Here is an 11575-nt window from a genome sequence, read left to right on the forward strand (position 1 = left end):
CGGGAACGGATCCCGGGGCCGGCGGCGAGGGCTTCGACGGCCGCGGCGGCTCACACCGCCGTTGTCACACCGCCGTTGTCACCCCGGCACCGTCGCACCGACGTGCCGTCACACCACTCACCTCACTCACCACCGTCACACCGCCGTCGCCAGCGACAGGGCGAACCGGCCCTGCTCGTCCGTCCACCAGTGCGCCAACTCCATACCGGCCTCGGCCAGTTCGTCGCGCACCCGCTCGCGGCGGAACTTCGCCGACACCTCGGTGCGCAGCTCCTCGCCCGCCTCGAACGGCACCGCGAGGTCCAGCTCCGGGAACTTCACCGTCAGCGCGTGCCGGGCCCGCAGCCGCATCTCGATCCACTCGCGCTCCGGGTCCCAGACCGCGACATGCTCGAAGTCGTCCGGGTCCGCGTCCGCGCCCAGCTCCCGGGCCAGCACCGACAGCACGTTCTTGTTGAACGCGGCCGTCACCCCCGCCGCGTCGTCGTACGCGGCCACCAGGGTCGCCTCGTCCTTCACCAGGTCGGTGCCCATCAGCAGCGCGTCCCCGGGGGCGAGCAGGGTGCGCGCCGAGCGCAGGAAGGTCGCCCGCTCCTCGGGGAGCAGATTGCCGAGGGTGCCGCCGAGGAAGGCCACCAGCCGGGGCCCGGGCGTCCCCGGCAGCGCCAGGCCCCGGGTGAAGTCGGCGACCAGGGCGTGGATCCGCAGCTGCGGCAGATCCGTCCCCAGGCTCTCGGCGGCCCCGCGCAGCGCGCTCTCGCTCACATCCACCGGGACGTAGTCCTCCAGGCCCGGCAGCAGCGCGTCGATCAAATGGCGGGTCTTCTCCGAGGAGCCCGAGCCCAGCTCCACCAGGGTCCGGGCCCCGGTCACCGCCGCGATCTCCCCGGCCCGGGCGAGCAGGATCTCCCGCTCGGCCCGGGTCGGGTAGTACTCCGGCAGCCGGGTGATCTCCTCGAACAGCTCGCTGCCGCGGGCGTCGTAGAACCACTTCGGCGGCAGCTCCTTGGGCGTGCGGGTCAGCCCGTGCAGCACATCGGCGCGCAGATCGGCGCCGGTGGCGTCCTCAGGAAGGGTACGGGTGATCAGGAACGGGCTCACGCGGGTGGCTCCTTGAGCGGGGTGAGGGAGAGGTCGGTACGTCCGGCCGTGAGCACGGTGCGGTCGGGCACCTCGCACCAGGCCGGATGGTCGTCGTACGGCTCCGAGGCCACCACCGTGCGGCCCGCGGCGGGATCCGCCAGGTACCACAGGGAGTCGCCCCAGCAGGTGGCGGCGATCGTCTCGCCGTCGGTGAGCAGCAGGTTCAGCCGGGAGGCGGGCGCCGCCTCGGCCACGTCGTACACGGTCTCGGCCAGCGCGGCGGCCGGTTCCTCGCCCGCCACCAGCCGGTGCAGCACCAGCGCCCACACCAGCGCCGAGTCGTTGCGGGCCTCCAGCGACAGCAGCTCGGTGTGCGGCAGCCGCCCGGCCACCGGCGCCAGCGAGCCCGGCCAGCCGGTGACCGCCCCGTTGTGGCTGAACAGCCAGCGCCCGGAGGCGTACGGGGCGGCCGCCGCCTCCGCGTCCGCGCCGGACAGGGTGGCGTCCCGGACCGCGGCCAGCACCGCCCCGGAGCGCACCACCCGGGCCAGGTCGGCGAAGGACAGGTCGGCCCAGATCGGCCCGGCGCGCCGGTAGCGGGCGGGTCGCGGATCACCGTCCGCGTACCAGCCCACCCCGAAACCGTCGGCGTTGATCGTGCCGCTGCGCTGCCGCCGCGGCTCCCAGGACTGCCGGTACAGCCCGTGCTCCGGCGCGGTCAGCACCTCGCCGAGCGGCACCGGCGGCCCCAGATAGGCGATATGGCGGCACATCAGCGGCCGCCCGGAGCGTCGGGTGTGCCGCCGTCGGCGTCCCGCGCGGTGCGGAACCCGGAGAAGATCTGCCGGCGCACCGGCAGGTCCCAGTTGCGGAAGGTGCCCCGGCAGGCCACCGCGTCCACCGCGAACGAGCCGCCGCGCAGCACCTTGTGGCCGGGCCCGAAGAACACCTCCGAGTACTCCCGGTAGGGGAAGGCGGCGAACCCGGGATACGGCAGGAAGTCGCTGGACGTCCACTCCCAGACGTCCCCGATCAGCTGCCGTACGCCCAGCGGGGAGCGCCCGGCCGGGTAGCTGCCGGCCGGGGCGGGCCGCAGATGGCGCTGGCCCAGGTTGGCGTGGCCCGGGGCCGGGTCCTCGTCGCCCCACGGGTAGCGCAGCGAGCGGCCGGTGGCCGGATCGTGGCGGGCCGCCTTCTCCCACTCCTCCTCGGTGGGCAGCCGCCGCCCGGCCCAGCGGGCGTAGGCGTCGGCCTCGTACCAGCTGACATGCAGCACCGGCTCGGCCGGCGGCACCGGTTCCACCACGCCGAACCGGCGCCGCAGCCACTGACCGCCCTCCCGCCGCCAGAACAGCGGCGCGCCGATGGAGTGGGCCCTGATCTGCGCCCAGCCCTCCGGCGCCCACCAGCGCTCGTCGCCGTAGCCGCCGTCCTCGATGAACCGCAGATAGGCGCCGTTGGTCACCGGGACCGTGTCGATGAAGAACTCCGGCACCACCCGGACATGCGCGGGGCGCTCGTTGTCCAGCGCCCAGGGCTCGGTGGAGGTGCCCATGGTGAACGGCCCGCCGGGCACCCGCACCTCGGTCGGCAGCCCCACCGCGCCGGCGCCGTCCGACGGCGGCTCGGGCGCGGTCAGCGCGGGCGCCCCCTTGCGCAGCTGGTGGGTGATGAGCATGGTCTCGTCGTGCTGCTGCTCGTGCTGCGCGACCATGCCGAAGGCGAACGCCGCGTCCAGCAGCGGCCGGCCCTCCAGCGGGGTGCGCTCCAGCACGTCCAGCACCCGGCCGCGCACGTCCAGCGCGTACGACCGGGCCTCTGCCGGGGCGAGCAGCGGCAGCGTCGGCCGGGCCGAACGCGGATGCTCGAAGGCGTCGTAGATGGAGTCGATGTCCGGGCGGATCGCGGGCGCGCCCGCCACCGCCCGGACCAGCCACTGCTCCTCCTGGTTGGAGATATGCGCCAGGTCCCAGACCAGCGGCGACATCAGCGGCGAGTGCTGCGCGGTCAGATCACGCTCGTCCACGCAGTCGGTGAGCAGCGAGGTGCGCGCCCGGGCCCGGGTCAGCGCCTCCACCGCCCGCCGCCGCAGCGCCTCCGGCTCGGTCGCGACCGCGACGGCCACCGTTCCGTCCGGCTGCCCCTGCGCGAGCCGGTCCGAGCGGCCGTGCCGGTCGGTGTCCCTCTGCGGGCTCCTCGGGCTCTGCGGGTTCTCCGGCCTCTGCCGGCTCTCCGGGCTCATATGCCGAGGTCCTTCCCGGTCCGGCCGGCGGCGCCGGCCACAGGGGTCAGGGGAGCGTCGGCGGGACATCGCCCCGGGCCGACATGGCGTTCCTGGAAGGCGTCCACCGCGTCCAGCACCGCCGGAGCCGCCCCCAGCCGGGGCAGCGCCTCACGGGCCAGCGCGAAGCACTCCAGGGCGGCGGCGTGCAGCGCCGGGACGGCCAGCCCGTGCCGGGCGGCGTCCCGCCACACCGCGCTGCGCGGCGGGGCCGCCGGATCCGGCGCCGCCAGATGCCGTACCGCCTGGTAGGCGGCCTCGGCGGCGGACGGGTCCTCGAACAGCGCGGTGACCACGGCGAGCGGCACGATCCAGCCGTCCTCGCCGCTCTGGGCGTCGATCATCCGCAGTTCCAGATGGCCGCGCGGCCGCACCGGCGGGAACAGCGTGGTCAGGTGGTAGTCCAGGTCGGCCCGGGTGACGGCCCGGGGCTCCCCGGAGCGCAGCCACTCCCGCAGGGTCAGCCCCTCGGGGGCCGCCCAGGGGCCGGTGCCGTCGGCGCGTACGCACATCACCGGGGTGTCCAGCGCGTGCGCCGCCCAGGCGGACCGGGGGTCGCGGTAGAGGTCCGGGGCCAGGGCCCGTACCGGGTCCAGATCGGTCCACAGGCCTTGCCGGGTGGAGCGGTGGCCGGTGGGCCTGCCGTGCAGGACCGGCGAGTTGGCGAAGGCCGCCACCAGCACCGGGCCCAGCAGATGCGCCAGCTGCCAGCGGCGCCGGTAGCCCTGCGGCCCGGCCGCCTCGAAGCCGGCGTCCAGGCAGACCTGCACGGACGCCGAGTCGCGCATCATGGCCCGCCCGGCCGGTCCGGAGCGGTCGAGGCACGCCTCCATGGCGTCGTAGCGCGGCTCGCGCAGCAGCCGGTCGCGAGAGGTGAGATAGGGGTCGGTGCCGGCTCCGGTGAGGGTGAGCCCGGCGGTGCGGAGTGCGGCGCGCACGGCCCTCAGATCGGCCGACACGGTGGTCACACACTCCATCAGGGAGGCGGCGGGCGGCGAGCTCAGCTCCAGCTGCCCGCCTGGCTCCAGGGTGAGTGGGGAGGCCAGCGGCAGGGTGCGCAGCCGCGCCACCGCCGCTCGGAGCCGGTCGTGGGAGACCGGCCGGTACGGGTCGGACAGGTCGTGGACGAACCACTCCACCTCGACCCCGACGGTCCTGGGCGGTCCCGTCTTGAAGCAGATACATCGCAGCAGGTCCTCGGCCTCGCGCTCAGCGAGCGGCCCGCCGCTCTCGGGTGCCTCACACACCGGCATGCTGGGTCCCTCCGGTCGATGGTGTCCGCAGGACACGTTCCCGGAATTCTCGGGACGCGCACCTCGCGGATTTGCCGATCCACCACCTAAGCCATCTGTCGCGGATCCCACAAGACCGCCTCCGGACAGGGAAAACCGCTTGTCCGGTGCCTGGTTGATTATCGACGATGCCGGGTATGAGCGCACGTTTGCGCGCGATCGCGCAGCATACCGAGGAGATCGTCCGGACCGGCCGCTACCAGGCCCCGGACGGCCGGGAGGTGGTCATCGCCCCGCAGATCGAGGCGGCCCTGGCCGGAACCCGGATGCACGGCCCCGACCCGGTCCCGCTGCCCGCCGGTGCCACCACCGGCACCGGCACCGTCGCCCTCACCGTCACCGGCGAGTCCAGCACCGAGGCGGCCCGGCGGCTGGCCCTGGCCGGTTCCGCCCCGGTGGCGGTGCTGAACTTCGCCTCCGCCCGCAATCCCGGCGGCGGCTATCTGAACGGGGCCCAGGCCCAGGAGGAGGCGCTCTGCCGCGCCTCGGCCCTGCACACCACGCTGCTGCGGGCGCCGGAGTACTACGCGCACCACCGTGCCGACCGGGACCCGTTCTACTCCGACCGGGTCATCCACTCCCCGGGGGTCCCGGTCTTCCGCGACGAGCGGAACGCGCTGCTCGCCGAGCCGTACACCGCGGGCTTCCTCACCTCGCCCGCCCCCAACGCGGGCGTCATCCTGCGCACCGCGCCCGAGCGGGCCCACCTGATCCCCGCCGCGCTCGCCTCCCGGGCCGAACGGGTGCTGCAGACCGCGGCGGCGCACGGGTACCGGCGGCTGGTCCTGGGCGCCTGGGGCTGCGGGGTCTTCCGCAACGACCCGGCCGAGGTGGCCGGCGCCTTCCGAGCCCTGCTGACCGGGCCCGGACGGTTCGCCGGCCGCTTCGACGAGGCGGTCTTCGCGGTGCTGGACCGCACCCGCGGGCAGCATGTCCTCGGCGCCTTCCGGACGGTGCTGGAGCCGGCGGGCGCCGGTGGGGCGGCAGGGGGCGGCCAGCCGTCAGGCGCCGGTCAGTCGGTGGGCGGTGGCCAGCGGGCAGAGGGCGGTCAGTCGGCTGCGGGCGTCCAGCCGTAACGTTCCGCCAGCCGGGTCACCACCGCGTCGAAGCCCGGCCGGTCCAGCGCGCAGGCCTCCCGGCGCATCCCGTCCTCGTGCACCCGCAGCACCCGGTCCAGGTCCACCCAGGACTCCCGAGCCTCCCGGCCCCAGGGGCCGGAACCGATCGGCACCCACTCCCGGTCCTGCTCGTGCGGACGGCTCGACAGCTGTACGGCCAGCAGGGTGCCCTCCGGTTCCCGGGCCACCACCAGCACCGGCCGGTCCTTGCCCCGGCCGTCGTGCTCCTCGTACGGCACCCAGGTCCAGACGATCTCGCCGGGGTCGGGTGCGCCGTCGGTCTCGGGGGAGTACGCGAGATGGACCGGGCCCACGTCCTCGGCCCGTGCGTCCGTGGTGGCGGCGGGACCGAAGCGGCCGGGCAGGTCGGCGAAGCCGTCGAGGTCGCCGTTGGCATTGGAGAACGTCGTCATCCGTCCCACCGTACGACCTGGTGGCGGCGGGTGCGTCGCGGCCCCCGGCGGACGCGGGGGGTGCGCGGCCCGGCGAAGGTCTCTAGCGTCGCCTCCATGAGCGCACATCCGCAGAGCTTCGAGATCCTGATCGTGCCCGCGCCCGACGAGGGGCGCGATCCCGCCGAGCTGCCCCGGGTCGCCGTCCGTGCCGCGGTGGTGCGGGCCACCGGCGAGCTGGGCGCCTCCGGCTTCCCCCGCTACACCGGCGACGGCCTGGAGGCCGACATCGACCCGGCCACCCCGGCCGTGGAGGCCCTGCTGGTGGACGGCGCCGAACTGGACTACGGCCTGGTGGCCCGCGTCCGCTGACCCGGGCCGGTCCGGATCCGCCGCCCCGGACCGGTCCGCGACCTGGCCTGGCCGTGGGGGACGGGTGGTGTCCGGGTACGAATCCGGGCCGGTGGAGTGGGGCCCGGCGGCCGTTGACAGTCCGTACGCCCGCGACGGAGACTCGCCCGGAGAGCCGGGCGGTGAACGAGCGTTCACCACCCGGGCCGGGCGAGTACGTGGGAGAGGCATCCCGATGACCATCCGCGACGTCTACATCGTCGACGCCGTCCGCACACCGATCGGCAGGTTCGGCGGAGCGCTCGCCGGTGTCCGGCCCGACGACCTCGCCGCCCATGTCGTCCGGGCGCTGGTGGAGCGCACCCCGGACCTCGACCCGGCCAGGATCGACGACGTCTACTTCGGCGACGCCAACGGCGCGGGCGAGGACAACCGGGACGTGGCGCGGATGGCGGTGCTGCTCGCGGGGCTGCCCGTCTCGGTGCCCGGCGCCACCGTCAACCGGCTCTGCGGTTCCGGTCTGGAGGCCGTCATCCAGGCCGCCCGGGCGGTGGCCCTGGGCGACGCCTCCGTCGTCCTGGCGGGCGGGGTGGAGTCGATGTCCCGTGCGCCCTGGGTGCTGCAGAAGCCCGAGCGGGCGTTTCCCGCCGGCCACCAGCAGCTCTACTCGACCACCCTCGGCTGGCGGATGACCAACCCCAAGATGCCCCCGGAGTGGACCGTCTCCCTCGGTGAGGGCGCCGAACTGGTCGCCGACCGGCACGGCGTCACCCGCGAGCAGCAGGACGCGTTCGCCCTGGCCAGCCACCAGAAGGCGGCCGAGGCCTGGGCCAAGGGCCGCTACGACGCCGAGGTCGTCGCCTACCCGGGCGCCGACCTGGCCCGGGACGAGTCCATCCGGGACGACACCTCCCTCGCGGCGCTCGCCCGGCTGAAGCCGTCCTTCCGCACCGAGGGCGGCACCGTCACGGCGGGCAACGCCTCACCGCTGAACGACGGGGCGGCGGCGCTGCTGATCACCGATGAGGAGGGGCTGCGGGCCACCGGCCGCGAGCCGCTCGCCCGGATCCGCTCCTCCGCGGTCACCGGCATCGAGCCCCAGCTCTTCGGCCTCGGCCCGGTGGAGGCGGTGCGCCGGGCCCTCGCCAAGTCCGACCGCGGCTTCACCGACCTCACCGTCTTCGAGCTGAACGAGGCCTTCGCCGCCCAGTCGCTGGGCTGCCTCGCCGAGTGGCCGGAACTGGACCCCGCCGTGGTCAACCCGCGCGGCGGCGCCATCGCCATCGGCCACCCGCTCGGTGCCTCCGGCGCCCGGCTGGCGGGCGCGGTCGCCCACCAGCTCGCCGAGGCCGGCTCGGGTACCGGCCTGGCGGCGCTGTGCATCGGCGTCGGCCAGGGACTCGCCCTCGTACTGGAGCGCTGAGGGCCCCTCCGTACCAGCGCACCCGCGCCCGGGGTGGGGAGGTTCCGCCCCGGGCACCGGCAGCACCGTCCGTCCGCTCAGCCCTGCTGCTGCCCGCCCTCGCCGCCGCTGGTCGCGTTCTCGGCGATCGAGGCGCGGATCGCCTCCATGTCCAGCTCACGGGCCTGCCCGATGACGTCCTCCAGGGCCGCCTCGGGCAGCGCGCCGGGCTGGGCGAACACCGCGACCTTGTCGCGGACGACCATCAGCGTCGGGATGGACTGGATCTGGAAGGCAGCGGCCAGCTCCGTCTGCGCCTCGGTGTCCACCTTGCCGAAGACCAGGTCCCCGTGGCGCTCGGAGGCGGCCTCGTAGACCGGGGCGAACTGGCGGCAGGGGCCACACCACGACGCCCAGAAGTCGATCAGGACAAAGTCGTTGTCGGTCATGATCTGATCGAAGTTGTCCTTGGTGAGCTCTACCGTGCTCATGCTGGCTCCTCTTCCCGGGACGTCCGCGTCCCGGCGTCGTCACACTGTCCGTCGGCTCGTTCCGCACAACGGCGACCACGGAACCGCTATTCCGGTCCCGGGACCGCCATGCCGTCCCCGAACCGCCATGCCGCGGTCGCGGAACCGCTGTTTCCGGCTCCGCGCCGTTCCGGCGACTGCCCGTGTGGCCACCGCCCACACGTACCAGCACACTGTTGCCCATGACACATACGGTGCAGACGGTGGAGTACGACGTCGTCGTGGTCGGCGCGGGCCCGGTCGGCGAGAACGTGGCCGACAGGGTCGCCGCGGCGGGATTGAGCGTGGCGGTGGTGGAGAGCGAACTCGTGGGAGGGGAGTGCTCCTACTGGGCCTGTATGCCCAGCAAGGCGCTGCTGCGCCCTGGCCTTGCCCGCGCCGACGCGCGCCGGCTGCCGGGGCTGCGGGACGCCGTCCGGGGGCCGCTGGACGCGGAGGCCGTCCTCGGCAGGCGCGACTCCTTCACCTCCCATTGGAAGGACGACGGCCAGGTCGGCTGGCTGGAGTCGGTGGGCGTACGCCTCTACCGTGGCCATGGCCGACTGGCGGGCCCCCGGAAGGTCGCCGTCACCGGCGGCCCCGACGGCGAGGTGCTGCTCACCGCCCGGCAGGCGGTCGCCGTGTGCACCGGCAGCCGGGCCGTGCTGCCCGAGCTCCCGGGCCTGGCCACCGCCGACCCCTGGACCAGCCGCGAGGCCACCAGCGCCAAGCAGGTACCGGGCCGCCTCGCCGTGGTCGGCGGGGGAGTGGTCGGCGTCGAGATGGCCACCGCCTGGCAGGCGCTCGGCTCCCAGGTCACCCTGCTGGTCCGCGGCGACGGGCTGCTGCCGAGGATGGAGCCCTTCGCCGGTGAACTCCTCACCGAGGCGCTGACCGAGGCCGGGGCGAGTGTCCGCACCGGGGTTTCCGTCACCGCCGCCGAGCGCCCCGGCCCCGGCGCGCCCGTCACCCTCACCCTCGACGACGGCAGCACCGTCGAGGCCGAGGAGGTGCTGTTCGCCACCGGCCGCGCCCCGCGCACCGACGACCTCGGCCTGGAGACCATCGGCGTCGAACCCGGCTCCTGGCTCGATGTGGACGACTCCTGCCTGGTGCAGGGCACGGACTGGCTGTACGCGGTGGGAGACGTCAACCACCGGGCGCTCCTCACCCACCAGGGCAAGTACCAGGCCCGGATCGCGGGCGCGGCCATCGGCGCCCGGGCCGACGGCGCCACCCAGCCGGACACCACCGCCTGGGGCCCGCACGCCGCCACCGCCGACCACGCCGCGGTGCCCCAGGTCGTCTTCACCGACCCGGAGATCGCCTCCGTCGGGCTCACCCTCGCCGAGGCCGAGTCCGGCGGCCGCCGGGTGCGCGCCGTCGACTACGACCTGGCCTCCGTCTCGGGCGCGAGCCTCTACGGGGACGGCTACAAGGGCCGCGCCCGGATGGTCGTCGACCTGGAACGGGAGGTGCTGCTCGGTGTCACCTTCGTCGGCCCCGGCGTCGGCGAACTCCTCCACTCCGCCACCATCGCGGTCACCGCCGAGGTGCCGATCTCCCGCCTCTGGCACGCCGTCCCCTCCTACCCCACCATCAGCGAGGTCTGGCTGCGGCTGCTGGAGACCTACCGGGGCTGAGCACCCGTCGCTCACCGGGGCCGGGCACCGGCCGGTGAGCGCGCCCCATGGCCCCCGTACCCCTGTTACTGTCGCCATGATCACAACAGGGGTACGGGGAACCGGGGGGACGTCATGGGGATCAGCTCACGGGCCGGGGCAGCCGGCCGAGGCAGGGCCGGGCGGCGCATGGCCCGTACGGCGGTGGCGGCCGCCGCACTGGCCGTCGCCCTGACCGCCTGCTCCGGCGACGCGGAGCCCACCGGGGACCGCACCGCCCCCTCCTCACCCTCGGCGGAGGCGAGCGCCGAAAGCGCGGAGAACGCGGCGAGCGGCGAGCCGACGGCGGATGCTTCGGCGGATGCCTCGCCGGGACCCGAGAAGGTCCGGGACTCCTTCGCCGGCCTCCAGGCCACGCTCGACGGGACCTGCACCCCGGGGGCGGGGGACTGCGCCTACTTCCTGGGCCGGGTGCACGAGGAACTGACGGGCCTCGACGCGTCGATGAGGGCCGACCCCCAGGGGCCCGGCCACTTCAAGGAGCCCATCGGCTGGATCGCCGCACTGGAGAAGAAGCTCGGCGGCGACACCTCCACCGAGAACCTGGAAACCCACCGCACCGCCCTCATCGGCACCCGCGACCGCGTCAACACCTGGATGCAGGACCACCCCCACGACTACCGGTGACCGACCCCGACTTCCCCTCGGACCTCCCGGCGGCCCGGGTGGCCGTGCTGCTGTCCGAGCAACTGGCCTCCGCCGACCCGGAGGTGCGCGATGCCCAGGGTTACACCGCGATCGCGCGCTGGACCCGTGAGGGCCGGTTGGACGAGGCGCTGGAGTGGCTCGGCGACAGCGCTGCCGAGCGGTTGGGCCACCCCGAGGTCCAGGCGCGGAGTTTCGCCCCGCTGGTGCTGCGGTGTGTACTGGACCGGGCCGCCGCCGTCCCCGGTCTGCTGGCGGAGCGGGCCGTACGGCGCTGGTACGCCGCGTTCACGGCCTGGTATCCGGCCGAGCCCGACACCCGGGGCTGGGACGACTCCCTCGGCTGGCTGCACGCCGTGGCCCACGGCGCCGACGCCGCCACCGCGTTCGCCCGGGCGCTGCCCGAGCGCCGCACCGACCTGCTCCACCTCTGCGCCCGGCGGATGACCGCACCGCACACCGACTACCGCTACATCCAGGCGGAGGACGCCCGGCTGGCCCGGGCGATGACCGGCATCCTGCTCGCCCACGGGCTGACCGCCGGGCAGGCCACCGACTGGCTCACCGTGGTGACCGGAGCCCTGGCCGGCGGCGGACCCGGTCCCGTACCGCCCTGGGCGTTCAACACCTTCGCCACCCTCCAGGCGCTCCCTCTGCATCTGGTCCGGGGCCTCGCCGAGGGCGGCGTCCCTCCCCACGCGGACCAGGTCGCCGAACGGGTCGCCGCCGTGCTGCGGCTGCCCTCGCCCTGGCTCGCCTGATTCGCCTGATTCGCCTGATTCGCCTGAAGCGCCGCCCGGCCCGGTCGCCCCGGCCCTCG

The 11575-nt window shown here is 74.9% G+C and carries 12 protein-coding genes; 6 read left to right on the forward strand and 6 right to left on the reverse strand.

Annotated elements, in window-relative coordinates; all coding sequences use genetic code 11:
• Positions 1-135: 135 nt before the first annotated feature.
• From egtD to egtA, 4 genes are read right to left on the reverse strand one after another with little or no spacing between them, the layout of a single operon-like run.
• Complete coding sequence (egtD, locus tag ABZ945_RS18970; RefSeq protein WP_361270583.1) at positions 136-1101, reverse strand: L-histidine N(alpha)-methyltransferase; 966 nt, start codon at positions 1099-1101, stop codon at positions 136-138.
• Positions 1098-1856, reverse strand: a complete 759-nt coding sequence (gene egtC, locus ABZ945_RS18975; protein ID WP_361270586.1) for an ergothioneine biosynthesis protein EgtC — start codon at positions 1854-1856, stop codon at positions 1098-1100. Before egtC ends, egtD begins: the two co-directional genes overlap by 4 nt.
• Positions 1856-3325, reverse strand: a complete 1470-nt coding sequence (egtB, locus tag ABZ945_RS18980; protein WP_361270589.1) for an ergothioneine biosynthesis protein EgtB — start codon at positions 3323-3325, stop codon at positions 1856-1858. The genes egtC and egtB overlap by 1 nt, the downstream gene beginning before the upstream one ends.
• The gene (gene egtA / locus ABZ945_RS18985) at positions 3322-4617 is read right to left on the reverse strand and encodes an ergothioneine biosynthesis glutamate--cysteine ligase EgtA (protein ID WP_361270592.1); all 1296 of its coding nucleotides are present in this window, start codon (positions 4615-4617) and stop codon (positions 3322-3324) included. Before egtA ends, egtB begins: the two co-directional genes overlap by 4 nt.
• Before the next feature lie 176 nt (positions 4618-4793).
• On the opposite strand from egtA, the gene ABZ945_RS18990 reads away from it, so the two are divergent.
• Positions 4794-5732 (forward strand): TIGR02452 family protein, encoded by a 939-nt coding sequence (locus tag ABZ945_RS18990; protein ID WP_361270594.1) that lies wholly within the window; start codon positions 4794-4796, stop codon positions 5730-5732.
• Here the strand turns inward: ABZ945_RS18990 and ABZ945_RS18995 are convergent.
• Entirely contained in the window at positions 5705-6187 is a 483-nt protein-coding gene (locus ABZ945_RS18995) for a type II toxin-antitoxin system PemK/MazF family toxin (protein WP_361270597.1), read from the reverse strand. The two genes, ABZ945_RS18990 and ABZ945_RS18995, sit on opposite strands and share 28 nt — an antisense overlap.
• A 96-nt stretch (positions 6188-6283) precedes the next feature.
• Here ABZ945_RS18995 and ABZ945_RS19000 point away from each other — a divergent pair, with 96 nt between their 5' ends.
• Both ABZ945_RS19000 and ABZ945_RS19005 read left to right on the forward strand, forming a co-directional pair.
• Positions 6284-6538, forward strand: coding sequence for a hypothetical protein (locus tag ABZ945_RS19000; RefSeq protein ID WP_248637351.1), 255 nt, complete (start codon positions 6284-6286; stop codon positions 6536-6538).
• Positions 6539-6752: 214 nt separating this feature from the next.
• Positions 6753-7940 carry a thiolase family protein gene (locus ABZ945_RS19005; RefSeq protein ID WP_361270599.1) on the forward strand — a complete coding sequence of 396 codons (1188 nt, stop codon included), beginning with the start codon at positions 6753-6755 and terminating at the stop codon, positions 7938-7940.
• A 77-nt stretch (positions 7941-8017) separates the two neighbouring features.
• Here ABZ945_RS19005 and trxA read toward each other — a convergent pair whose 3' ends face one another.
• A complete protein-coding gene (gene trxA / locus ABZ945_RS19010) occupies positions 8018-8410 on the reverse strand; it encodes a thioredoxin (protein WP_361270602.1) in 393 nt (130 codons plus the stop codon).
• Positions 8411-8631: 221 nt separating this feature from the next.
• Between trxA and ABZ945_RS19015 the strand changes: the two genes are divergently transcribed.
• The 3 genes from ABZ945_RS19015 (at position 8632) to ABZ945_RS19025 (ending at position 11516) form a co-directional block, all read left to right on the forward strand.
• The gene (locus ABZ945_RS19015; RefSeq protein ID WP_361270605.1) at positions 8632-10071 is read left to right on the forward strand and encodes an NAD(P)/FAD-dependent oxidoreductase; all 1440 of its coding nucleotides are present in this window, start codon (positions 8632-8634) and stop codon (positions 10069-10071) included.
• Positions 10072-10185: 114 nt separating this feature from the next.
• Complete coding sequence (locus ABZ945_RS19020) at positions 10186-10737, forward strand: hypothetical protein (protein ID WP_361270606.1); 552 nt, start codon at positions 10186-10188, stop codon at positions 10735-10737.
• Positions 10734-11516 carry a DUF2785 domain-containing protein gene (locus ABZ945_RS19025; protein WP_361270609.1) on the forward strand — a complete coding sequence of 261 codons (783 nt, stop codon included), beginning with the start codon at positions 10734-10736 and terminating at the stop codon, positions 11514-11516. Before ABZ945_RS19020 ends, ABZ945_RS19025 begins: the two co-directional genes overlap by 4 nt.
• The last annotated feature ends 59 nt before the right edge of the window (positions 11517-11575 follow it).

Source organism: Streptomyces sp. NPDC046887 (genome assembly GCF_040644755.1).
Taxonomy (GTDB): Bacteria; Actinomycetota; Actinomycetes; order Streptomycetales; family Streptomycetaceae; genus Streptomyces; species Streptomyces lichenis.

Coding starts and splice junctions, on each gene's coding strand:
- ABZ945_RS19000 (WP_248637351.1), top strand. CDS start 6,284: ATGAGCGCACATCCGCAGAGCTTCGAGATCCTGATCGTGCCCGCGCCC.
- egtC (WP_361270586.1), bottom strand. CDS start 1,856: ATGTGCCGCCATATCGCCTATCTGGGGCCGCCGGTGCCGCTCGGCGAG.
- egtA (WP_361270592.1), bottom strand. CDS start 4,617: ATGCCGGTGTGTGAGGCACCCGAGAGCGGCGGGCCGCTCGCTGAGCGC.
- trxA (WP_361270602.1), bottom strand. CDS start 8,410: ATGAGCACGGTAGAGCTCACCAAGGACAACTTCGATCAGATCATGACC.
- ABZ945_RS19005 (WP_361270599.1), top strand. CDS start 6,753: ATGACCATCCGCGACGTCTACATCGTCGACGCCGTCCGCACACCGATC.
- egtB (WP_361270589.1), bottom strand. CDS start 3,325: ATGAGCCCGGAGAGCCGGCAGAGGCCGGAGAACCCGCAGAGCCCGAGG.
- ABZ945_RS19020 (WP_361270606.1), top strand. CDS start 10,186: ATGGGGATCAGCTCACGGGCCGGGGCAGCCGGCCGAGGCAGGGCCGGG.
- ABZ945_RS18995 (WP_361270597.1), bottom strand. CDS start 6,187: ATGACGACGTTCTCCAATGCCAACGGCGACCTCGACGGCTTCGCCGAC.
- ABZ945_RS18990 (WP_361270594.1), top strand. CDS start 4,794: ATGAGCGCACGTTTGCGCGCGATCGCGCAGCATACCGAGGAGATCGTC.
- ABZ945_RS19015 (WP_361270605.1), top strand. CDS start 8,632: ATGACACATACGGTGCAGACGGTGGAGTACGACGTCGTCGTGGTCGGC.